The organism is Aliikangiella sp. G2MR2-5, from assembly GCF_015687155.1.
Lineage (GTDB): Bacteria > Pseudomonadota > Gammaproteobacteria > Enterobacterales > Kangiellaceae > Aliikangiella.
Window position 1 is genome coordinate 1,299,701 of sequence record NZ_JADPQF010000001.1, and the last position, 22,049, is coordinate 1,321,749.

The following is a 22,049-nucleotide window of genomic DNA, read 5'->3' on the forward strand; positions in this document are numbered from 1 at the left end:
GATCAACTACAGGCTTAGTACAATTATAGACAATATGTTATACAACTTGTTGACTTGGGACATTTGGTTATCATTTATTAAAAAATAGTTTTTTATAGTTCCTTGTTGTTTGAGCGCAAAACTCATCAAAGTCCAGTCCGCGAAGTTCTGACAAGCAACGTGCGACGTCTACAACGTGTCGTGGGGAGTTAGGTTTCCCTCGATGAGGTGCTGGTGTAAGGTAAGGACTATCTGTTTCCACAAGTATGCGTTCAAGAGGTACTTGGCGTGCGACATCTCGCAATGACTCAGCGTTTCTAAAAGTAACTATGCCAGAAAAGGAGATATAAAACCCCATTTCAATTGCTGTGATAGCCATTTCCAACGACTCTGTAAAACAGTGAAGTACACCTCCAACTCTTTCAGCACCCTCTTCTTTCAGAATTCTAAGCGTATCTTCGCGTGCATCGCGAGTATGAATAATCAGCGGTAAATCAGCTTTTACAGCAGCCTGAATATGAGTGTGAAATAAAGACTTTTGCTTCGTAGCTGTGTCTTTTGCATAGTAGTAATCTAACCCGGTTTCACCAATAGCAACTACCTTAGGATGCTTTGAAATTTCATACAGGTATTCAACATCCGCATCCTGTCCCTCTGTATTGAGAGGATGGATTCCGGCTGATGCATATACACTTTCGTATTGCTCTGCCAATTGGATTACTGCCTGCTGGTTTTCCTTATTGATAGCCACACATAAGTACTCTTCTACACCGGAATTCCTGGCTGAAAGAAGAGCTTCATCAAGATTACCGTTGAATGGTGACAAATCTAGTCGATCCAGATGACAGTGCGAGTCTACTAGCATTTTAATTAAATCTGTTAGGGAGTATGAGTGGGGATGAATTGTATCTGATTTTAAAGGCAGGATACCAATAGCTTAGCTCAATCAATAACAATATTGATAAAGCTCAGCTCTGCTCCAGGCAAAAAACTACATCGTATGGGTAATACGTTCAGATTCAAGAATACCGGCTAAGTGAGTCTCAATTTTACCTCTGGTTACGCCTTTATCCTGCTCACTGAACTGTACACCGATACCGCGAGCTTTATTGCCCTGTGCGCCTTTTGGAGTCACCCAGACAATCTTACCAGCAACCGGAAGTCGATCTTTTTCATCCATGAGAGTAAGCAACATAAAAACTTCATCACCAATGTTATACTGCTTATTAGTAGGAATAAAAAGTCCACCATTTTTAACAAACGGCATATACGCAGCATACAAGGCGCTTTTGTCTTTTATCGTTAACTGTAATATACCGTGTTTCGGTGCATTAGGTGCTGACATTACTTAGGCTACAGGTTATGACTATTCAGTTGTGTAATTTACTCATTATTCAACTTTGTCTGGATTTCTTTAGAGTTGAATGAGACTAAAACGGAAAATCGCGGCCCTAAATATATCTCGGTTTGCAAACCTTCCATTACTATCGCATTAAAACTATCTTAATTAGCTAGAAAAAGCAACTTGTCACATCACATTATTAACTTTAACTTTATTCTTTAACTATTTGAAATATGTATTATTTTGCGACCAATTTCAAACCACTGTATGAGTATAGCTTGAAATTGAAGTTTTGACTGCAAATTGCTACCAGAAAATCTCGCTTTTTGATATGCCAAGACCTTATCGTAAAGCTTGAACGTATGTTTCATATCGAGATGTTTATATTGCTCGACAGGTTTTCCTGCGGAGGCCGTCCCAAAATTAATCTGGTAAAAATAGGAAGCTAACCAATTCCAAACTTGTTCGTTCTCCAGATCAGTATCATCCAAAACTTCTTGTGGAGTTCTTTTGTTTTTAAGCAGATAGTCAAGAGACTCATGGAAAGTCCTAACCTCTTCAAGTTCATTATCCTGTATGGCTTTCATTGCCCGGATTGGAGAATTGTCGCTATATACAAGGGCATCATCAATAACCTTATCAGAGGCGCTAGTTTGTACTTTTAACCAAGGCTTGACCAAGCCGTTATTTAAGTCCGGGATAACCATCTGACAACGGCTCTTAATCGTCGCAGGTACTTTGGCAGCGCTATCTGTTAGCAGAATTATCATTGTTCGGCTCTTGGGCTCTTCCAGTGTTTTCAATAATGAATTAAATGATGAAGTTGTCATTGCAGTAACTGAACTGATAACTGCTATTCGCCAACCACCAAGTTGAGCAGTTTCTAATAGACTATCATTGAGCATCCTTATCTGATCGACTCCAATACTCTGCTTTTTCTTTCCCTTAGAATCAACTAGCGTATCTATAAAGTAAAAATCAGGATGGGTTTCTGCATCAATCAATAAACATGACTTACATTCACAACATGGAGAAGTTAGACGATCCGGATGCTTTTCGCACAAGAGAGATTTAGCGAGATAGTAGGCAAAGTCAAGCTTTCCGCTCCCATAGGGAGCAGCAATTAGAAGTCCGTGAGCTAGTCTTTGCTGGTCTGCAGCTTTTTGTAAGGTGCAATAGGCCTTCTCAAACCAGGCGTAACAATTCATATCAATAAATTAACTAGCTTTGGAAAATTGTGGCAAATGCTCTTGCAATAGAGCCCTGATAGAAGATTGGACTTCTTCAATATCGGGCGAAGCATCTATTATCTTTATTCGCTCAGGGTTGGCATTAGCTCTTGCCAGATAGGCCTTACGAATTCGTTCATAAAAGTTAATTTTCTCACATTCAAAGCGGTCTGGCGCTCCTCTTTGCCTCGTTCTCGCCATTCCTTCTTCTACAGACATATCCAACAATATCGTCAGATTTGGTTGAAACTCATCGAGACACCAGTCTTCTAGCTCTTTGATCTTGCTATTTCCTATGCCTCGACCACCTCCCTGATAGGCGTAACTTGCATCGACAAAGCGGTCACAAATAACCCAGGTTCCAGATTCGAGAGCAGGCTTGATTACTTGATTAACATGCTGACAACGTGCTGCAAACATCAATAAAAGCTCGGTTTCAGCTTCTATTTTTTCCTCTCTGTTTGCTAACAGAGTAGCTCTAAGATCTTCCGCCAAAGGAGTACCACCAGGTTCTCGCGTGACTAGCACTTTATGACCTTTTGATTCTATTATTTCTTTAACGAATCTTAGACTGGTTGTTTTTCCGACGCCTTCGCTACCTTCTAGCGTTATAAAGAAACCTTTACTATCTGACATTGAGGTGAGCTATTCCTTGATTATGAATTCGAGTGTTAGTTTACGTTATCCGATAAAAGGCTGTCGAGGCTCAATTTGAACTTTTTAGCCGATTAAGATAAGCCTTAACTGCTTTGTTGTGTTCCTCAAGCGTTTCACTAAATTTATGTCCACCATCTCCGGTAGCGACAAAGTAAAGCCACTCACCACCCGCTGGGTTTAAAGCGGCGTGAATAGCTTCTTTTCCCGGCATAGCTATTGGTGTCGGAGGTAACCCTCTGATAACGTATGTATTATACGCAGTCGGCGTTCTCAAGTGTTTGTAAGTTATATCCCCGTCAAATTCAGGACCAATTCCATAAATAACTGTGGGATCGGTTTGCAACCTCATATTCTTCTGAAGTCTTCTCACGAAAACACCTGCAATCATATCTCTTTCAGAGGCTATTCCGGTCTCTTTCTCGATTATTGAAGCCATTATCAACGCTTCATAGGCAGATTCATAAGGCAAGCCCTCTGAACGATTTTGCCACAGTTCGTTAAGTACATTATTCATCTTCTGGTTTGCCTGCTTTAGCAAAGCCAATGCCGAAGCGCCTTTTGTATAATAGTAAGTATCCGGAAATAACCAGCCTTCTAATTTATCGTGTTTAATAGACAGTTTGTTCAGTAAGTCAGCCTCTGACTCTCCCCAGTCCTGCTCCAGCTTACTTTCCTCAGCAAGTTTATTTAATATTTGAAAACTGTTGGCTCCTTCAACGATGGTAAAGGGATACTGGATAACCTTTCCTTTACTTATTTTTTCCATTAAAGATACCGGGGTATCTGATTCGTCAAGCAGGTATTCTCCCAATTTCAATTTGCTTCGCTCAGGATTTAAGTAGCAGTAAAGGCGTAGATAGTAGTAGTTTGAAATAATTTTTTTCTGGGTCAGCTCTTTTGCTAAAGAGGATAAGCCTTGTCCTTTTTTAACAATAACCTGAGCATTTCTATCAATTTTAAGAGGCTCTGAAAGAAAGCGTTGATAGGAGAAATATTGCCAATAAACAGCAAAAAATATGGCCAAAAGCAAAGCACCAAAAATAAATCGAAATGATAGAAAAGCTTTTAAAGACATGGATACATATTTCTTATTTGATAAAGTAGGATTTTATGGTGCAAGATTCCTTGGTATCAAGTTTTTTATCTTCTATTTTTGAAGCTGGCCAAACCCCGATTATACAATTAGTAACAAAAGCTTCTTTAGCACTGAGAATGTCACTTTTAAACAGTTTGGTTTCTTCGAAAGGAATATTCTCTGCCCGGAAATACTCAATAACTCTCTGTCGCATAATTCCGTTTACTCCAGCCAAATTTATTTCAGGAGTTTTCCATACACCATCTTTCTTGATAAAAATATTGCTTTTACTTCCACTGAAAACCTGATCACCGTAGCACATTATGACCTCAGCTTCAGGACAATCAATTTCAGAGGAAGCCAACACATTGTCGAGTCTGTTTAAATGCTTTATTCCAGCCAATGCGGGATTGAGAGAGACTGGAGTATTGGCAAAGCTCAACCGACAGAAGTCGATCTTTTTCAGAGGCAAGTCGAATAGCTGCAACAGTACATCATAAGAGTGATTTTTTGAGATTGAATAACCTCTTTCCTTCTGCCTTCTAGCAACTGTTAATCTGAAACCAGCTAAAGCAACAGCGTTTGTAGATATTTCAAGAAAATGAATGAGTGATTTAATAGAAAATTCGTCGAACTTAAGACGACTAATGGAATCGTTTAATCTTTTACAATGGCTGGGTAAAAGTTCGATATTTCCATTTTTGACAATACCGGTAGTAAAAAAGCCATCCCCAAAAAGCATTCCCCTATTTTGGGCAAACTCTTCAATTTCAATGTAGCTTTGAGGCGTTTCGTCCTCTAAATGTCGAGCAGGAGAAGCAGACTGTTCATCTGCTTCAGACATGGCATTGTCAAAATAAAAATTCACCTGCTAGATCTCGACGTTTTACTTTCCTTACCAGGCTAATTCTTGTACCGGGAAAACAACAGAGAACCATTTGTACCGCCAAAGCCAAATGAGTTACAGAGAGTATTATTAATCACTACCTCCTGGGCTTGATTGGCAACAAAGTTCAGGTCGCAACCTTCATCAGGATTTTCCAGATTAATTGTTGGTGGAGCAACCTGATCTCTTATGGCCAGGATCGAAAATATTGCTTCAACACTACCTGCCGCTCCTAATAGGTGTCCTGTCATGGACTTGGTTGAACTTACGCACAACTGGTGTGCGTGCTCACCAAACACTGACTTAACTGCCTGAACTTCGGCGATATCACCGGTAGGCGTGGAAGTTCCATGAGCATTAATATACTGAACATCTTCCTTATTCAGTTCTCCATCGCTTAGCGCATTTACCATCGCGGCGGCGGCACCAGCACCATCGTCCGGAGGAGAAGTCATGTGATAGGCATCCCCACTCATTCCAAATCCAGTGAGTTCTGCGTAGATTTTTGCCCCCCTCGCTTGAGCACTCTCAAGTGACTCTAACATAACCACACCGGCACCATCTCCCAACACAAAACCATCTCTGTCTTTATCCCAGGGACGACTCGCAGCCTGCGGATCTTCATTTCTGGTTGAGAGAGCTTTTGCAGAAGCAAATCCAGCAATAACCAGTGGAGTTGTCGCCATTTCTGCGCCACCAGCGACCATTGCATCAGCGTCTCCATATGCAATCATACGAGCAGCATGACCAATATTATGGACCCCTGTCGTGCAAGCCGTTACTATAGAAATATTAGGCCCTTTCATGCCATACATTATCGACAACTGACCCGCAACCATATTAATGATCGAACCTGGGATTAAGAAAGGAGATACTCTTCTGGCACCACGGTTTAATAATTGAGCATGATTAGACTCAATTGTCTCCATCCCGCCAAGACCTGAAGCAACGCAAACGCCTACCCTATGAGCATTTTGTTCAGTAATTTCCAGACCAGAATCGTTAATTGCCTGAATAGATGCAGCCACCCCATACTGGATAAACCGGTCAAACTTACGAGCTTCCTTCTTGGGCATATAAGCTTCTACATCGAAACCTTTAACACTTGCGGCAAATTTAGTCGATAATCCTTCTGTTTCGAAAGAGTCAATTGTAGCAACACCACTTTGGCCTTTAATAACTTCTCCCCAAGTCGAAGCAACATCATTGCCCAATGGCGTCAGCATTCCCAATCCAGTAACAACTACTCTTCTGCCTTTCATATAACTGCCTGTCTATAATATAAGTTAGATACAATGCCAGTTAAGATAAGTTAACCGGACATATAATTAGCAATATTCCAGAAACAAAAAAGCTGCGATAGTATAACCATCGCAGCTCTTGCAAACCGTAACAGAGACCTGATTACGCGCCTTCTACGTTCGCCTTGATGTAGTCAACAGCCGCTTGAACAGTGTTGATTTTTTCCGCTTCGTCATCAGGGATTTCGGTGTCAAATTCTTCTTCAAGTAGCATGACCAACTCAACTGTATCTAGTGAGTCTGCTCCGAGATCGTCAACAAAAGACGCTTCCATTGTAACTTGCTCTTCATTTACGCCTAGTTGTTCGACAACGATCTTCTTAACGCGGTCTTCGATAGTGCTCATGATATATTTTTTCCTCTAAAAATTAATCCAGCAAACGCTGAGGCGTGTAGTTTATTGATTTTGTAAAAAGTTTCAAGTTGAGCTCTGGCCTTTATTTAAGGTCGGACCAGCATGACAACCAAAATCTAAACTAAACTGCCCAAATTTGGCGAAGCCATATTAAACACAAAATTTGATTAAAAATAAAGGCTTAATATGGCAAACTGCCGTATATCTCACTTAGAATAGGTGTATGAAGGCCGTTAGGCCATATTCATTCCGCCATTTACGTGCAAAGTTTCACCTGTGATATAACCTGCACCTTCTGATGCCAGAAAAGCTACAGCGGCGGCAATCTCTTCGGGCTGGCCTAAGCGATTAAGAGGAATTGTCTTCGACAGTACCTCACGTTGGTTATCGTCTAACGCCTGTGTCATATCTGTATCAATGAAGCCTGGCGCAACAGTATTAACCGTAATTCCGCGTGCTCCAATTTCCTTAGCTAATGACTTACTAAAGCCTATAACTGCAGCTTTTGCCGCTGAATAGTTGGTTTGTCCCGGATTGCCGGTTGTACCGACAACAGAACCTATATTGATGATTCTACCCCAACGAGACTTCATCATTCCGCGTAAACAAGCTTTTGACAGACGGAAAATCGAAGTCAGATTGGTATTCAAAATAGAGTCCCACTCATCATCACTCATTCGCATCAACAGGTTATCACGGGTAATACCGGCATTATTGACCAGGACTTCTGGCGTCTTTCCAAAATGCTCCTTTAAAGACGCCATTAAGCTTTCAATAGAGTCTGCGCTGGATACATCAACCACAAATCCTTTACCCTCGAGGCCTGCTTCTGCAAAAGCGGCACTAATTTTTTCCGCTCCCGCCTCCGAAGTTGCAGTACCCGCTAAAATAAATCCCGACTTTCCAAGAGACTCAGCGATTGCCTTGCCGATACCTCGAGATGCACCAGTAATCAAAGCCAATCTTTTATCACTCATTGTTTATTTCTCCAATTTATAAAATCTTGGTTAGTTAATAACTTAATAAAATACTTTAAGAAAGCTCTTTAACTATTTGTTCTATAGACTCTTTCTTTGAAATTTGCGAGCTTTCTAGACTACGATCTATGCGCTTCGCCAAGCCACTTAACACATTTCCTGGACCACATTCTATCAGCTTTCTGACTCCGCTTGCGGCTAGCTTTTGCACACTTTCGGTCCAGCGTACCGGACTGTATAACTGCCTGATCAAGGCTTCCTTTATAGCCTGTTGCTCATTACAAATTGCAACATCAACATTATTAATTAGCTCGATAGTTGGCACTTGGAATTCAATTGACTCTAGAACCGCAGCGAGAGAATCGGCCGCTGGCTTCATCAAAGAACAGTGAGAAGGTACGCTTACAGGCAATGGCAATGCTCTTTTCGCGCCTTTTTCTTTACAGGCTACCATGGCACGCTCTACAGCAGCTGCACTACCTGCAATAACTACTTGTCCGGGTGAATTGTAATTTACCGGAGAGACAACCTCTCCTTGTGCAGCTTCTTCACAAGCAGCCTTAATTGCATCATCATCTAATCCGATTATTGCAGCCATCTTGCCTGTACCTGCAGGTACTGCTTGTTGCATAAATTGTCCACGCTGTTCAACTAATTTGACGCCTTGAGCAAATTCAAGGCTGCCAGCAGCGACCAGAGCAGAATACTCACCAAGACTGTGTCCTGCAACAAAGTCGGGTTTAGGACCATTTTCACACCACACTCTCCACAACGCTGTACTTGCAGTTAACAATGCAGGCTGTGTTCTGTGAGTCTCATTAAGACTTTCCGCCGGGCCTTCACTTACCAGGTTCCACATATCGTAGCCAAGCACATCCGATGCCTCTTCAAATGTTTGAGTTACAACAGAGTTATCTGCAAAATCACCAAGCATTCCAACAGCTTGGGAACCTTGACCGGGAAATACAAATGCAAATTTTGAATCTGACATGAAGTTTCCTTTAATTATTAGGACTAGATTATCAGTTATTATATTGAGATTTTAAACAAGATCTTAATTTGGCTGAGGCCATAGTTGGCCCGAATTATATACGCTTTACTTGTTTGAAAACACTGTAAACAAAGCCAACCAGTTATCGGAAGCAAATGTTAATTAACCTGGGCCATTTTTTCAGCGGCTTTTTCAAGTTCCTGGCGGATTTTGTGCGTCAGTTTTTGATTTGATTGTAATATTGCTTCTTCAAAAGCACAAAATGTTGCATTGATATTTGCACTGCCGTGACTTTTTATGACGATTCCCCGTAATCCTATCAAGCAGGCGCCATTATATTTTTCGGGATTAACTTCAGACTTGAAGGCCGCAAGGATTGGCTTTGATAAGATTCCGAGGAATCTGGTCCACCAGTTACGTTCAAACGCCTTTCTTATCTTGTAGGTTAGATAATGGCTCAATCCTTCGGAAGCCTTAAGCACATTATTTCCGGTAAAGCCGTCAGTAACAACAACCTGGTAATTCCCACTGAATATCTGATTGCCTTCGACAAACCCCTGATAATTCAAGCTATCGAATGAAGCCATCATATCAGATGCTTTCTTCAAGATTGGTGAGCCTTTAATTTCTTCAGCACCAACGTTCAGCAAACCTACAACGGGATCAGGACGAAGGTTGTCACACTTAGCCAGCTCGCTCCCCATTATTGCGAATTGTAGGAGTCGCTTTTCATCACACTCGACATTTGCCCCTAGATCCAGCAAATATACATGACTGTCTTGTAATGTCGGTATCGCTGAAATGATTGCCGGTCTATCGATTCCAGGCAACATCTTCAGTACAAACCGAGATATCGCCATTAGCGCACCCGTATTACCGGCACTAACACAGGCAGTTGCACGGCCATCTCTAAGTGACTCCAATGCAAGTCTCATAGAAGATTGCTTTTTGTTTTTTAACGCCAGCGCTGGTGAATCAGTCATCAAAACATCATCTTCCGAACCATGCACTCTAACCTGGGGATGATTGTCGATTCTGTTTTGTTTTAAATGAAATTCAATTTTCTGGATATCACCGAATAACCTGAACGTGACATTAGGGTACTTAGTGAGGGCCTTTTTAACGGCAGGAATAGTAACTGGGGGGCCGTAATCGCCCCCCATGCAATCGATTGCTAATATGACGTCGGTCAATTTAGCTCCAATACGAATAACGCGTATTGTAATAGATCAATTAGCTCGGTTTACAAAAAACCTAACTAACAGTACTTTAATTAAAGTACTTTACGACCGCGGTAGTAACCATCTTCAGTCATATGATGACGACGGTGTAATTCACCAGTAGTTTGGTCTTCTGAAAGAGAAGATGTGTTGTCTACTAGTGCATCGTGAGAACGACGCATACCGCGCTTTGAACGAGTCTTTCTATTTTGTTGAACAGCCATGACTATACTCCTAAACTTAAGTTTTCTTTAAATTCTGTAAAACAGAAAATGGGTTACTTGCGGCCTTTTCTGCGGCAATAGCTTCCTCATCAAGCTCTCCGTAACTCATCTTCTTATCTATCTCTTCAAGTGACTTATTTGCCACTATCGGTACTGACAAAATAATTTCATCTTCAATGACTTCCGCCATATCCAGAAAACCGTCTTCCATCAATACCGGCTCAAATTCCTCTTCGACTTCGGCAAACTGGCTTTCCGCATTAACTGCGCAAAAAACAACTACTTTATCCAGTTTATGGGTAATGGCTTCAAACGTCGTTTGACACTCCAACTTTAGCTCTGCCTTAATATTGGCCTTGAGCAAGCATCGGCGTCTATCGTCAAAATAAGCCTGAACGATAACCTCTACCCTGCCTGAATCATCTATTAGCATTTCAGACAGCCGTTTAAACTCGCTAACCTGCCAATGGTGTCTGAGTTCACCTTCTTTATTGGCTAACTTATAAGGCTGTATACTACTATTTTGCTTGGATTCTCGCATAGGCGCGCGATTCTACCCAAATCATCCCAAAAACGCAAAGTATTTCATTGATTTAAGATTATATGGGCTGATTTTCTAGTTGGTGGTTTAAAATTTAGCCTAATCTACTCTTTATGTTCGTGAAACCAGCTAATTTAATGCTCGGTTTCAATCTTCAGGATAGAGCGAATTCAACCGCCGCAGCGGTGTGAGCCTCGGTAGTATCAAACAAAGGTACCTGGGTATCACTCTGGTTAATGAGCAAGCCAATTTCGGTACACCCTAATATCACTGCTTCTGCGCCATGATCGTGTAATTGATCAACAATTTTCAGATAAGCAGATTTGGATTGGGCGAAGCATTTCCCCTGGCAAAGCTCCTCGTAGATGACTCGATGTATTAAGGATCTTTCTTCATCCCCCGGGATAACCACTTCGATATTAAAGTTATCAATTAACCATTTTCGGTAAAAAGGCTGTTCCATAGTAAACGCGGTCCCTAAAAGCCCGACTTTTTGTATACTTTCACTTTCTAATTTTTTTCCGATCGCATCCGCAATGTGTAAAACAGGAATATTCACTGATGACTGTACCTGAGGATATAGCTTATGCATGGTATTGGTCGCAATCAAAAGGCAGTCTGCACCTGCAGCCTCTATACCTTTGGATTTTTGGGCAAGCACATTGGCCATATCGTCCCATTGACCAGCTGCTTGTTGCTTCTCTATTGGTGCGAAGTCAAGGCTATTAATAATGATCTCAGCAGAATGATTACCACCAAGCTTGTCTCTTACGCCTTGGTTGATTAAACGGTAGTAAGTCTGTGTACTTTCCCAGCTCATTCCGCCGAGAATACCAATAGTTTTCAAAAACAATATTCCCTGGCTACTAAGTTATTCTTCATCCAGTAAATCATCGATCAATAACACTGGCTCTATTTCAGCGCCTTCGAGCGATTCGTTCCAGTTAACTCCGGCTAAGACATTGTCTTCATGCATGCCGTGAAGCCAGTCATCAATAAATTCATCAAACCTGATCGGCGTCGGCTTAAAAGCAGCCCAGTCATCCGTACAAAGTTTTGCAGCCAAATATTCATTTGACCAAAAAGGGATTACTTCCCTTTCATCGAAATCTTCCGAATCACACGTAGCCCAAATTTCTCCATCGCTAATTCCCCAGACGATATCAGTTCCAATAACCTCTTCCAGGAACTGCTCATAAGCCGCGCGCATGGAAAATTCAGATTTATCACTCATAGTAATGCCTCAAATACAGTCAGCTACTCTATATAGCCTGGTCATTAGTCAGGGATTATCGTTGAATTTAAACTTTGAATAAACAATTTTTATTTGAAGCCTGATAATTGCCACATTATGCTACAGACAAATCAACTTAAAACCCACCGATAAAAATAGACAATCATGAGAAGAAGTGGAAATACTGTAGATTCCAGCGTGAAGGTAAACTGGTCGATTATAAGAGAGTTAATCCCCTTTCTTAAAGAGTACCAATTAAGGATAGCTTTTGCTCTTTTGTGCTTGATCCTGGCTAAATTATCTACAATTGTTATGCCATTCGCGCTTAAGTACATGGTTGATATTTTAGGCAATTCGGAAACAACGGGCTCGGTAGAGGTACCAGCCTATTTACCAGAATGGGTCATGGCTCCATTTGCGCTGGTGATTGCCTACGGCTTTTTTCGTTTTAGTAATGTTCTATTTGGCGAGTTAAGAGATACTATTTTCAGCCGCGTTACTGAACGAGCAATCAGGCGGGTAAGCCTCAAAGTTTTTAGACATCTTCATGCACTGGATATCGGATTCCATTTAAATCGACGAACAGGTGGACTGGCGCGAGATATAGAACGTGGCACCCACGGTATTAACTTTCTGATGCGTTTTATGGTATTCAATATTATTCCGACCATTATCGAGATTTCGATGGTTATCAGTATTTTATTAACCCAGTACGGACTATGGTTCGGTTTGGTTACTTTTGGTTCAGTGATTTGCTACGGCATATTTACCGTGTTAGTCACTAACTGGAGAAACAAGTATATCCGCGCAGCGAATGATGCAGACTCTGCGAGCAGCACCAGAGCTATCGACAGCTTGTTAAACTATGAAACCGTAAAATATTTTACTAATGAAGATTACGAAGCAAGACGTTATGACGTAGACTTGAGCGTTTGGGAAAACGCCAAACTGAAAAATCGCTTTAGTTTGTTCGCATTGAATGCCGGTCAGGCGCTTATCATTAGCTTGGCAATTACAGCATTAATGTATCTGACTGTTCACAATGTAATCAAAGGCAATATGAGCGTAGGTGACCTGGTATTAGTCAATGCGTTTATGATGCAGCTTTTTATGCCTCTCAACTTCCTCGGTTTTGTCTATCGAGAGATTCGAACCGCACTGGTCAATATCGAAAACATGTTTACATTGTTGCATAAAAAACCGGCGATAGTGGATCCAGAGAAAGAAGAGCTTTTAAAGTCTACTGACCCTCTGCCCATTAGATTTAATAATGTTTCATTTTCTTATCATCATGACCGCCCCATCTTAATCGATATTTCTTTCGATATTAAAGCACAACAAACCGTTGCAATCGTCGGTAGTAGTGGCGCTGGTAAGTCAACTATAGCCAAGCTTTTATTAAGATTTTATGACCCGACCAATGGCGTTATCACCATTGGTCAGCAAAACATTAAAAAGATCACTCAAAACTCTCTTCGTAGCTCCATTGGGGTTGTTCCCCAAGATGCTGTACTTTTCAATGATACAATCTACCAAAATATCCTATATGGCAATCCGGGTGCTACTCGGCAAGAAGTCGAAAATGCTATCCGAATGGCGCATTTGAGTCATTTCATCGAGCAATTGCCTGACGGACTGGAAACACTGGTGGGAGAAAGAGGACTAAAATTATCAGGAGGTGAAAAGCAAAGAGTAGCAATTGCAAGAGCCCTTCTTAAAAAGCCTCCAATAATGATCTTCGATGAAGCTACTTCTTCTTTGGATAGTGAATCAGAGCAAGCTATTCTTGAAGCTATTAAAGAAATCACCGGCCAATATACAAGTTTGGTAATTGCCCACAGGCTATCGACGATAATTCAAGCTGATAAAATCATTGTTATGGATAAAGGAAGGGTCATCGAGTCTGGAACACACAGTGAACTGGTGGCATTAGATGGCCGTTATGCGCAGCTGTGGAATGCACAAAGAAAACAGGGGGATCATGAAAAATGAAGATTATCCTCGCATCCAGTTCGAGCTACCGTAAGAAATTACTCTCAAGAATACTGAACGACTTTGAATGTGTCTCTCCTGCTATCGATGAAACACCTCAAACAAATGAAGCCCCATCAGAACTGGCAATGAGACTAAGCATACAAAAAGCGGAATCAATTGCCAGGAAATATCCCGATGCCTGGGTTATCGGCTCAGACCAGGTTGCATTATTTGATGGTAAAGTGTTAGGAAAGCCGGGAACTCTTGAGATAGCTAAACAACAGTTGTTTAGTTTTTCAGACAAAAAAGTTGAGTTTATAACAGGAGTCTCACTTATTCACTTGAACAGCCAGTTTCAGGAGTATCATTCGGATATCACTGAAGTCCACTTTAAAAAACTATCTACCGAGAAAGTAACTCAATATTTAGCCATTGATACGCCTTATGACTGCGCAGGCTCATTCAAAGTTGAATCCTTTGGAATCTGCCTGTTTAACTCGGTTGAAACTAAAGATCCAACTGCTCTTGAAGGGCTTCCTTTAATTGCTCTGACTAATCTATTTGAAAATGCAGGAATTGATCTCTTGAGCCTTTCCAGGTCAACTATTTAGCTGGAGATTTTTTCCAGCCTGAAGACTTGGAAAACTTTTGAACAATAAAGATTCCTGCAATCATTATAACAATCCCGGTTGCTTCATTTGCACTGATGACTTCCTCAAGCAGCAAAGCAGAAAATATACCGGTAAAAATCACTCCACTAGAAGCGAGAATGCTGGCTTCAAAAGCTTTTAATGTCTTCAATACATGATTGAAGACAATCATTCCGATACAAATTGCAACAATCGCATTTAAAGCAATAATCAGCCAGTCGTAAGCTTTAATTTCTTCTATATCATTCCCCGAGGCAATCCCCAGCAATATTAATGGTATTGAACCAAATAGTATAGAAAGTGTGGATATCTGATGATTAGATATTTTATTTCGGTTAATGGTATGCAAATAACGCATTAAGATATTGGTCAGTGCCAGGCAAATAACGGCGCCCATCAACCATAATAGAGCTCTTAATTCTGCTCCGTCCGGCAACTCCCAAAAGTATAATCTAACACCAATAAGTGCTAAAACGGCACCCAGAATCTGAATTAGATTTGGCGGCTCTCGCAGTATTAGAGTACTCAAAAACATGGTTACTATACCGACAAAATTAATTACATATGCGTGAGTGGTTGCCGGTAACAAATCGAGTGCGTAAATAAATATACCTCTAACAATAGCAAAGTTGAGGATTCCTATGGCAAAGATAATACTCATCACTTTAAGGTCAATATTTTTAATACCGAGCTGCTTGTTTGTTAAACCGATTATTAACATAAATGAACTGGCAAAGGCCATTTGTAACCAGACGAACGAAAGAAAGTCGACAGACTTTAACGTATTCTTGGCAAGAACAGTGACCAGTGAAACAGCCGCAAGCGTCCCCAATAACATGAGTACCGCTTTATTGTGAGAGTTCAATTTATTTATATCCTGTTTAAATTCTGGCTATCTTCTTATATGCTTTTATTGTTTGAACCAATCCTTTAAGTGACAAACGCTGTCAAGAATAGCGATTGGTCTATGGGACTCAAGTGTTTGTCTAGAATTTGCTCCGCTTGTTACACCAATAGAATCTACTCTGGCATTATTAGCCATGGCAAGATCATGAACACTATCGCCAATCACAATTGTTTCACTTTTAGTGCTATTTGATACGTTTATAAGTCGTTCCACCATTTCCGAGTTGGGTTTGGATTGAGCTTCATCGGCACAAATTGTATGGTGAAAGAAATCCAAAAGGTTTTCTTCTCCCAGAACTCTGTTTAATCCCGCTCTTGCCTTGCCTGTGGCAACAGTCACGATAACCCCTTGCTCTTTTAGCCAGCTGATCAAATCTCGACTTCCAGGAAACAGGGGCGTGGGAGTATTGTCACCTTCGATATATTGGTAACGATATTCTACGAGCATTTTATTCCGTGTGTCCAAATCAGCCTCGGGGATAATGACATCCAACACTTCATCCATACCCAGTCCAATTATCGACTTTACTTTTTCGACAGACGGTACTGGTAAAGACAGATTTCGGGCCGTCGTTTGCATCGCAGAGACAATTCGTCCGGTCGAGTCCATCAATGTACCATCCCAGTCAAAAATAACGAGAGAATAACGTTCTTTTAAAATACTCATTAATCTTTCAACTTCTCAATAACATTATTCATTTGTGGAGGAATCGGTGCTTCGAAAGTTAGCCTTTTATCACTGTCAGGTAAATTGAACGTCAACTTGTTTGCATGTAATAGAAATGTCTTAAGTCCAAGCTCAATCGCAACCTTTTCCTCATCAGGGTTGTCGTTGTACTTAAAATCTCCTAATAAAGGGCAACCTGCGTAAAGTGCGTGAACCCGAATTTGATGTGTCCTTCCAGTTTGTGGTAGCGCCCTTACCAGGCTATGCCGCTTAAATCGCTTCAAACATTTGAAGCGAGTATCAGAGGCTTTTCCTTCCGGATCAACAGTTACGTGTCTTTCACCTGAACGTAGCTGATTCTTTTTGAGTGGGGCTGTAACCTGATTAAATTGATTATTCCAAGCCCCTGAAACGACGGCCAAATATTCTTTACGCATTTTTTTGCATCTAAGTTGCTCATGACAACTCGTTAAAAAGCTTCTGCGTTTTGCAATAAGTAAACAGCCGGATGTATCTCTATCTAATCGATGGACTAACTCCAAAAATTTCTCTTTTGGTCGCAATGCTCTTAGCCCTTCAATCACTCCGAATGACAAACCGCTGCCACCATGGACAGCCAAGCCTGAAGGTTTATTGAGTAAAATAAACTGATTAGTCTCTTCAATTATGCACGACTCCAAAGCCTGAACCTTATCAAATTTACTAAGATCCACTTGCTTATCTTCCTGCTGAAGCCGAATTGGTGGAATGCGTAAGCTATCACCTGTCCTTAACTTGCTCTCAGCTTTAACTCGCTTTTTATTTAGTCGAATCTCACCTTTTCTAATTATTCGGTAGATACGGCTTTTGGGTACACCTTTAAGTGTTTTAAGTAAGAAGTTGTCTACTCTTTGACCATCAGCATTTTCATCAATTTCAATGAAATGCACCTGATTAAATTCTTGCACAGCGATCATAATGTCTTGATTGAAAGATAGGCAATTATACCAGATTGGAGAAAAATATTTCTTTAACTTTATTTTTGAGATAAAGGCGAGATACTCTAAACCCTAACTTGATTTATAAACAGATAGTTTTTTAAGCAATTTTATCGAAGTATTGACTGAGGTGAAGATCAATTTGTTGATTAAGCCAGTGGGTAACACTTTGTCCTTGTTGCTGAGCGGCTTGAATAACTTTGTTCTGTTTTTCTGTTGTTAAGCAGATAGTGAAATTGCCAACAAATGGAGTTGGTCGATTTCCGACCACTTCATTTTGAAAAGCCAAATATTCATCTACTCTTTGTTGGAAATTTTCCTTGATCTCCGCCGCACTCTCACCCTCAAATTCGATGAGGTCTACGGAATTAACAACTTCTCCAACTAACTTATGAGATTCGCTGTTATAGTCTATTTGACCGATGAAACCTTTATAAACCAGCATGTGACTACACCTGTAAATCAGTCTACACTGACTCCATTTGGCTACTATTACTGTAAATATAGCAGCGCATTATGGGTTTCACATGCCAATTTAGAAATAATTTGGCATTAAGTTATAACCTTTTAGTGACAAGTCTTACTAAGGACACACCAAATATTCCTAAAAAAAATAACTAGTTCACAGAATTATATCTCAGCAGCCAATTCTGCTCCTTGCCTTATTGCTCTCTTAGCATCCAGCTCAGCGGCAACATCAGCACCACCAATTAAATGCGCCTTTATTTGATTCTCTATTAACTGATCGAAAAGTTCTCGCAACGGATTTTGGCCTGCACAGATAATAACATTATCGACTTTAAGGTTCTCTTCCTTATCGTTAACTATGATATGCAACCCTTCGTCATCGATCTTTCTATAATCAGCGCCAGCAATCATTTTTACCTTTTTATTCTTGAGACTTGCACGATGTATCCAGCCGGTAGTCTTACCTAAACCTTTGCCAACTTTTGTTGGCTTACGCTGCAATAAAAAGACTTCGCGTGGAGAAGGAACAACTTCAGGTTTTGTTAGTAGTCCGCCTCGATTTTCATAGTCGAGATCAACCTGCCACTCTTTAGACCAAAGCTCTTGATTTACGCTTAACGATTCTCCCTGGTGAGTTAAATATTCAGCAACATCAAAACCTATGCCTCCAGCACCGATAATGGCAACCCGATCTCCAACAGGCTTCTTGTATTTGAGCACGTCAAGATAAGTTAGAACTTTTGAATGTTCTACCCCTTCAATGTTTGGAGTTCTTGGAGAAATACCCGTGGCAATAATCACTTCATCAAACTCAGCAGAGCTAAGCAACGCCAAATCAACTTTTTGATTTAGCTTAACTTCAACACCGGTGTCTTCAATCCTTTTTGCAAAGTATCTTAAAGTTTCGAAAAACTCTTCTTTCCCTGGTACTTGATTCGCTACATTGAGTTGCCCTCCTATTTTGTCGGATTGGTCAAACAATGTAACTTTATGGCCTCTTTCTGCAGCATAAGTAGCAAAAGAAAGGCCAGCAGGACCCGCGCCTACAACAGCCAGCTTTTTCTGTTTCGAGGTCTTTATAAAGTTCAACTCGGTTTCATAACAAGCCCTGGGATTAACCAGACAAGTTACTCTCTTGTGCTCGAAAATATGATCAAGACAAGCCTGATTGCAAGCAATGCAGGTGTTAATTCGGTCAGCTTTTCCCTGCTCTGCTTTTATCATAAACTCAGGATCTGCCAGAAATGGCCTCGCCATTGATATCATATCACTGGCACCAGATTTTAGAATTTGTTCAGCTACTTCAGGTGTATTAATTCGATTTGTGGTTATTACCGGAATTGAAATGTGCGGTTTTATTTTTTCAGTTACCCAGGTAAAGTTAGCTCTAGGTACCGATGTGGCGATCGTTGGTACCCGTGCCTCATGCCAACCTATTCCGGTATTAATGATTGAAGCTCCCGCCTTTTCAATTGCCTTGCCTAAAGCAACTACTTCATCCCAGTTACTACCGTTGTCGACAAGGTCGAGCATTGATAGGCGAAAAATAATAATAAAGTCTTCATCTGTGGCCTGACGGACAGCTTTGACTATCTCTACAGGAAAACGCATCCGATTGTCAAAACAGCCGCCCCATTCATCAGTTCGCTTGTTCGTTTTGCTAACAATAAACTGGTTAATTAGATATCCTTCAGAACCCATAATCTCTACGCCATCGTAACCGGCTTGCTGGGCTTTTTTTGCGCAATTAACAAAATCTTTAATCGTTTTCTGAATTCCCCGCTTTGATAGCGCTTTTGGCTTAAAGGGAGTAATTGGAGCCTTTATAGCAGAAGGAGCAACCGAGAACGGATGATAAGCGTATCTGCCTGTATGCAATATTTGCATTGCAATTTTTCCTCCGACAGAATGAACAGCATCAGTAATCTTTTTGTGCTTATTTACTTGCCAGAAATAACTTAGCTGACTACCTAGCGGGGAAACTCTTCCCGCAAAATTAGGCGCTATTCCTCCGGTAACAATAAGACCCACTCCGCCTTCTGCTCTTTCTTTGTAATATTGAGCCAGTTTATCAAATCCGCCACGCATCTCTTCTAATCCAGTGTGCATAGACCCCATAATGACTCTATTAGCTAACTTATGCTTGTGGACTTGAATTGGTTCAAATAAAGATGGATAGAAAGCGTTCTTCTGCATTGTCATACCAGGTATTAATTCTTAGAAGCCGCTAGTTATAACAGATTAGACCAGTTGCTGTAAATTATTATGTCTGATCAGATTGAGTTTCATGGTTAACACTCCAATGAAAAATCTGTTAACACTTTATTTCTTGTTTTTTTTCTTTATATTTCAAAAACATAGTATTCAGAGTGAAGGTAACCTGTTAACTGAGTGACTTTTGTACTAACACTTGCCTTTTGCATGGTTTAAAATATCGTTGTTATTGCTAAGTGCTTAAATTAATTAGGTAATCAAGGACATTCATGACTAAATTATTTAAAAATCTGTGGTTCGGGCTCGATTTAACTCGAAAGATACTTCTGAACATTATTTTCTTCATTCTATTTTTTTGGTTGATTGCGGTAATGCTCAGCTCGGGAGATAAATCAAGCGTCGACAAAGGAGTCGCTCTGGTACTAATGCCCAAAGGTTATATTGTCGAACAATTAACTTACCGTGATCCAGTAGAAGCTGCTATGCAAGAAGCTACCGGTAACGAAGAGCCACCAGAAACTCTTTTATACGACATGATTGATGCGATTAAGAATGCAAAAGAAGACGATAGAATCACTGCACTTGTTATCTATCCGAAGTACATGTGGGGAGCTGGAGTAACCAAGCTACAGGATTTATCAGATGCAATTTCGGACTTTAAAGAAAGTGGAAAAAAGGTCATTGCCTATGATGATAATTTTTCTCAGTCTCAGTATTACCTGGCTTCGACAGCAGATGAAGTTTACATGGGTCCTCAAGGCGGTGTATTCCTGACTGGTTTTGCTCGGGTAGGAACCTATTTTAAGTCTTTCCTCGACCTGATAGGTGTTAATATGCATGTTTTCAAAGTAGGAACTTATAAGTCTGCTGTTGAACCATTTATTCGCGACAATATGTCGGAAGAAGCAAAGGAGGCAAATCGCGCATGGTTAGGAGATTTGTGGGACGACTTTACACAAGATATTGCTAATAACCGCTCGCTTCAGGCAGACGACATAAGTGCGTATATCAGCAACTATAAAGATGAGCTGGTAAATTATCAGGGTGATTCTGCAAAAATGGCTGTGGAAAAAGGCCTTGTTAATCAATTGATGACTCGCATAGAGTTCAGGGATTACATGATAAAGCTGGTTGGACAGGACGAAAAACATAAAAGCTACAAACAAATGACTCATCAGGCCTATCTTAAAGCAATCAGAGGCCCATTCCCTTATGTTAACCCAAATACCTCAAAGGTAGCGGTTGTTACTGCTAAAGGAACTATCGTAGATGGCGCACAAAAGGAAGGCAGTATCGGTGGTGATACTGTTTCCAAGTTGATTCGAAAAGCTCGCCAAAATGAAAAAGTTAAAGCTATCGTATTGCGAGTTGATAGTGGTGGTGGAAGCGCATTTGCTTCAGAAATCATACGAGAAGAATTACTCCAGGCAAAAGCGCAAGGGATCAAGGTAGTTGTTTCTATGGGAGATGTAGCTGCATCAGGCGGTTACTGGATTTCCGCGAACGCTGATGAAATCTGGGCACGTCCATCAACAATTACAGGCTCAATTGGTATTTTCGGAATGTTTCCGACCTTCGAAAAGCCAATGAATAAATACGGTATCTTTAGAGACGGCATAGGAACAACTAAATTTGCTAACCCTGTTGATACCGGACAGCCTCTAAAAGATGAGGTAGCTCAAATTATTCAAACAAGCATCGAATCAGGCTATGAAAAATTTCTGACAATTGTGGGTGAAGGCCGCGGTATGACAAGAGATGAAGTCGATAAGATCGCCCAGGGACGAGTTTGGTCCGGTAAACAAGCTCATGCATTAGGGCTTGTAGACAAGCTCGGCTCATTGGACCAGGCGGTAGAATCAGCAGCCAAACTGGCAGGTCTGGAAAAATATGATCGACTCGAAGTTAAGCGCGAATTAACCGAACAAGAGAAGTTCATGCAACAGCTATTTGGTCAAGCTGATATGGAAAATAAACTTCGTGAGTTTGTTGGAGCTGAAAGTAAGCAACAAACAATGAAATCAGAGTTAATGAAACAGTTAAAAGATACTTTTGCAGAGCTGGATAAGTGGAACGATCCAAATAATGCTTATGCAACCTGTTTCTGTTCGATACAGTAGTTTTTGAATTAAACAGACTGAAAGCAAAAGCGGTGAGTTTTCACCGCTTTTTTATTCTTTGT

Annotated in this window: 23 protein-coding genes; 3 read left to right on the plus strand and 20 right to left on the minus strand. The window is 40.8% G+C overall.

Annotated elements, in window-relative coordinates; genetic code table 11:
- Positions 1 to 70: 70 nt before the first annotated feature.
- The 15 genes from IYN84_RS05270 to IYN84_RS05340 form a co-directional block, all read right to left on the minus strand.
- The gene (locus IYN84_RS05270; RefSeq protein WP_196138109.1) at positions 71 to 844 is read right to left on the minus strand and encodes a TatD family hydrolase; all 774 of its coding nucleotides are present in this window, start codon (positions 842 to 844) and stop codon (positions 71 to 73) included.
- A gap of 126 nt (positions 845 to 970) precedes the next feature.
- The gene (locus IYN84_RS05275; RefSeq protein ID WP_196138110.1) at positions 971 to 1,324 is read right to left on the minus strand and encodes a PilZ domain-containing protein; all 354 of its coding nucleotides are present in this window, start codon (positions 1,322 to 1,324) and stop codon (positions 971 to 973) included.
- 215 nt (positions 1,325 to 1,539) lie between these two features.
- Positions 1,540 to 2,529 carry a DNA polymerase III subunit delta' gene (locus IYN84_RS05280; RefSeq protein ID WP_196138111.1) on the minus strand — a complete coding sequence of 330 codons (990 nt, stop codon included), beginning with the start codon at positions 2,527 to 2,529 and terminating at the stop codon, positions 1,540 to 1,542.
- A gap of 9 nt (positions 2,530 to 2,538) precedes the next feature.
- Positions 2,539 to 3,186, minus strand: a complete 648-nt coding sequence (gene tmk, locus IYN84_RS05285; RefSeq protein WP_196138112.1) for a dTMP kinase — start codon at positions 3,184 to 3,186, stop codon at positions 2,539 to 2,541.
- 70 nt (positions 3,187 to 3,256) lie between these two features.
- Entirely contained in the window at positions 3,257 to 4,282 is a 1,026-nt protein-coding gene (mltG, locus tag IYN84_RS05290) for an endolytic transglycosylase MltG (RefSeq protein ID WP_196138113.1), read from the minus strand.
- 13 nt (positions 4,283 to 4,295) lie between these two features.
- The gene (pabC, locus tag IYN84_RS05295) at positions 4,296 to 5,150 is read right to left on the minus strand and encodes an aminodeoxychorismate lyase (protein WP_196138114.1); all 855 of its coding nucleotides are present in this window, start codon (positions 5,148 to 5,150) and stop codon (positions 4,296 to 4,298) included.
- A gap of 35 nt (positions 5,151 to 5,185) precedes the next feature.
- On the minus strand, positions 5,186 to 6,430 hold the full coding sequence (gene fabF, locus IYN84_RS05300) for a beta-ketoacyl-ACP synthase II (RefSeq protein ID WP_196138115.1): 1,245 nt from the start codon (positions 6,428 to 6,430) through the stop codon (positions 5,186 to 5,188).
- Between the two features lie 142 nt (positions 6,431 to 6,572).
- Positions 6,573 to 6,815 carry an acyl carrier protein gene (gene acpP / locus IYN84_RS05305; protein ID WP_142894082.1) on the minus strand — a complete coding sequence of 81 codons (243 nt, stop codon included), beginning with the start codon at positions 6,813 to 6,815 and terminating at the stop codon, positions 6,573 to 6,575.
- Positions 6,816 to 7,057: 242 nt separating this feature from the next.
- Complete coding sequence (gene fabG, locus IYN84_RS05310) at positions 7,058 to 7,801, minus strand: 3-oxoacyl-ACP reductase FabG (protein WP_196138116.1); 744 nt, start codon at positions 7,799 to 7,801, stop codon at positions 7,058 to 7,060.
- 55 nt (positions 7,802 to 7,856) lie between these two features.
- Positions 7,857 to 8,792 carry an ACP S-malonyltransferase gene (gene fabD, locus IYN84_RS05315; RefSeq protein ID WP_196138117.1) on the minus strand — a complete coding sequence of 312 codons (936 nt, stop codon included), beginning with the start codon at positions 8,790 to 8,792 and terminating at the stop codon, positions 7,857 to 7,859.
- A gap of 158 nt (positions 8,793 to 8,950) precedes the next feature.
- Entirely contained in the window at positions 8,951 to 9,985 is a 1,035-nt protein-coding gene (gene plsX / locus IYN84_RS05320) for a phosphate acyltransferase PlsX (RefSeq protein WP_196138118.1), read from the minus strand.
- A gap of 80 nt (positions 9,986 to 10,065) precedes the next feature.
- The gene (gene rpmF / locus IYN84_RS05325) at positions 10,066 to 10,236 is read right to left on the minus strand and encodes a 50S ribosomal protein L32 (protein WP_196138119.1); all 171 of its coding nucleotides are present in this window, start codon (positions 10,234 to 10,236) and stop codon (positions 10,066 to 10,068) included.
- Between the two features lie 16 nt (positions 10,237 to 10,252).
- Positions 10,253 to 10,777: a YceD family protein gene (locus IYN84_RS05330; RefSeq protein ID WP_196138120.1), complete on the minus strand. Its 525-nt coding sequence runs from the start codon at positions 10,775 to 10,777 to the stop codon at positions 10,253 to 10,255.
- Between the two features lie 154 nt (positions 10,778 to 10,931).
- Entirely contained in the window at positions 10,932 to 11,624 is a 693-nt protein-coding gene (locus IYN84_RS05335) for an aspartate/glutamate racemase family protein (protein WP_196138121.1), read from the minus strand.
- Positions 11,625 to 11,648: 24 nt separating this feature from the next.
- On the minus strand, positions 11,649 to 12,011 hold the full coding sequence (locus tag IYN84_RS05340) for a DUF2750 domain-containing protein (protein ID WP_196138122.1): 363 nt from the start codon (positions 12,009 to 12,011) through the stop codon (positions 11,649 to 11,651).
- A gap of 165 nt (positions 12,012 to 12,176) precedes the next feature.
- Between IYN84_RS05340 and IYN84_RS05345 the strand changes: the two genes are divergently transcribed.
- The gene (locus IYN84_RS05345; protein ID WP_196138123.1) at positions 12,177 to 14,003 is read left to right on the plus strand and encodes an ABC transporter ATP-binding protein/permease; all 1,827 of its coding nucleotides are present in this window, start codon (positions 12,177 to 12,179) and stop codon (positions 14,001 to 14,003) included.
- Positions 14,000 to 14,596 (plus strand): nucleoside triphosphate pyrophosphatase, encoded by a 597-nt coding sequence (locus IYN84_RS05350; RefSeq protein WP_196138124.1) that lies wholly within the window; start codon positions 14,000 to 14,002, stop codon positions 14,594 to 14,596. Before IYN84_RS05345 ends, IYN84_RS05350 begins: the two co-directional genes overlap by 4 nt.
- Here the strand turns inward: IYN84_RS05350 and IYN84_RS05355 are convergent.
- From IYN84_RS05355 to IYN84_RS05375, 5 genes are all read right to left on the minus strand, one after another.
- On the minus strand, positions 14,589 to 15,500 hold the full coding sequence (locus IYN84_RS05355) for a DMT family transporter (RefSeq protein ID WP_196138125.1): 912 nt from the start codon (positions 15,498 to 15,500) through the stop codon (positions 14,589 to 14,591). The two genes, IYN84_RS05350 and IYN84_RS05355, sit on opposite strands and share 8 nt — an antisense overlap.
- Before the next feature lie 45 nt (positions 15,501 to 15,545).
- On the minus strand, positions 15,546 to 16,208 hold the full coding sequence (locus IYN84_RS05360; RefSeq protein WP_210330297.1) for an HAD-IA family hydrolase: 663 nt from the start codon (positions 16,206 to 16,208) through the stop codon (positions 15,546 to 15,548).
- Positions 16,208 to 17,164 carry a 23S rRNA pseudouridine(955/2504/2580) synthase RluC gene (gene rluC / locus IYN84_RS05365; RefSeq protein ID WP_210330298.1) on the minus strand — a complete coding sequence of 319 codons (957 nt, stop codon included), beginning with the start codon at positions 17,162 to 17,164 and terminating at the stop codon, positions 16,208 to 16,210. The genes IYN84_RS05360 and rluC overlap by 1 nt, the downstream gene beginning before the upstream one ends.
- 121 nt (positions 17,165 to 17,285) lie before the next feature.
- On the minus strand, positions 17,286 to 17,630 hold the full coding sequence (locus tag IYN84_RS05370; RefSeq protein ID WP_196138127.1) for a hypothetical protein: 345 nt from the start codon (positions 17,628 to 17,630) through the stop codon (positions 17,286 to 17,288).
- A gap of 185 nt (positions 17,631 to 17,815) precedes the next feature.
- Positions 17,816 to 19,849, minus strand: coding sequence for an NADPH-dependent 2,4-dienoyl-CoA reductase (locus IYN84_RS05375; protein WP_196138128.1), 2,034 nt, complete (start codon positions 19,847 to 19,849; stop codon positions 17,816 to 17,818).
- 287 nt (positions 19,850 to 20,136) lie between these two features.
- On the opposite strand from IYN84_RS05375, the gene sppA reads away from it, so the two are divergent.
- The gene (sppA, locus tag IYN84_RS05380; protein ID WP_196138129.1) at positions 20,137 to 21,987 is read left to right on the plus strand and encodes a signal peptide peptidase SppA; all 1,851 of its coding nucleotides are present in this window, start codon (positions 20,137 to 20,139) and stop codon (positions 21,985 to 21,987) included.
- Positions 21,988 to 22,049: the final 62 nt, after the last annotated feature.

Bases quoted from the DNA above. Each gene is read 5' to 3' on its own strand.
- IYN84_RS05270 (WP_196138109.1), bottom strand. From the start codon at position 844: ATGCTAGTAGACTCGCACTGTCATCTGGATCGACTAGATTTGTCACCA.
- IYN84_RS05275 (WP_196138110.1), bottom strand. From the start codon at position 1,324: ATGTCAGCACCTAATGCACCGAAACACGGTATATTACAGTTAACGATA.
- IYN84_RS05280 (WP_196138111.1), bottom strand. From the start codon at position 2,529: ATGAATTGTTACGCCTGGTTTGAGAAGGCCTATTGCACCTTACAAAAA.
- tmk (WP_196138112.1), bottom strand. From the start codon at position 3,186: ATGTCAGATAGTAAAGGTTTCTTTATAACGCTAGAAGGTAGCGAAGGC.
- mltG (WP_196138113.1), bottom strand. From the start codon at position 4,282: ATGTCTTTAAAAGCTTTTCTATCATTTCGATTTATTTTTGGTGCTTTG.
- fabF (WP_196138115.1), bottom strand. From the start codon at position 6,430: ATGAAAGGCAGAAGAGTAGTTGTTACTGGATTGGGAATGCTGACGCCA.
- acpP (WP_142894082.1), bottom strand. From the start codon at position 6,815: ATGAGCACTATCGAAGACCGCGTTAAGAAGATCGTTGTCGAACAACTA.
- fabG (WP_196138116.1), bottom strand. From the start codon at position 7,801: ATGAGTGATAAAAGATTGGCTTTGATTACTGGTGCATCTCGAGGTATC.
- fabD (WP_196138117.1), bottom strand. From the start codon at position 8,792: ATGTCAGATTCAAAATTTGCATTTGTATTTCCCGGTCAAGGTTCCCAA.
- rpmF (WP_196138119.1), bottom strand. From the start codon at position 10,236: ATGGCTGTTCAACAAAATAGAAAGACTCGTTCAAAGCGCGGTATGCGT.
- IYN84_RS05330 (WP_196138120.1), bottom strand. From the start codon at position 10,777: ATGCGAGAATCCAAGCAAAATAGTAGTATACAGCCTTATAAGTTAGCC.
- IYN84_RS05340 (WP_196138122.1), bottom strand. From the start codon at position 12,011: ATGAGTGATAAATCTGAATTTTCCATGCGCGCGGCTTATGAGCAGTTC.
- IYN84_RS05345 (WP_196138123.1), top strand. From the start codon at position 12,177: ATGAGAAGAAGTGGAAATACTGTAGATTCCAGCGTGAAGGTAAACTGG.
- IYN84_RS05350 (WP_196138124.1), top strand. From the start codon at position 14,000: ATGAAGATTATCCTCGCATCCAGTTCGAGCTACCGTAAGAAATTACTC.
- IYN84_RS05360 (WP_210330297.1), bottom strand. From the start codon at position 16,208: ATGAGTATTTTAAAAGAACGTTATTCTCTCGTTATTTTTGACTGGGAT.
- rluC (WP_210330298.1), bottom strand. From the start codon at position 17,164: ATGATCGCTGTGCAAGAATTTAATCAGGTGCATTTCATTGAAATTGAT.
- IYN84_RS05370 (WP_196138127.1), bottom strand. From the start codon at position 17,630: ATGCTGGTTTATAAAGGTTTCATCGGTCAAATAGACTATAACAGCGAA.
- IYN84_RS05375 (WP_196138128.1), bottom strand. From the start codon at position 19,849: ATGCAGAAGAACGCTTTCTATCCATCTTTATTTGAACCAATTCAAGTC.
- sppA (WP_196138129.1), top strand. From the start codon at position 20,137: ATGACTAAATTATTTAAAAATCTGTGGTTCGGGCTCGATTTAACTCGA.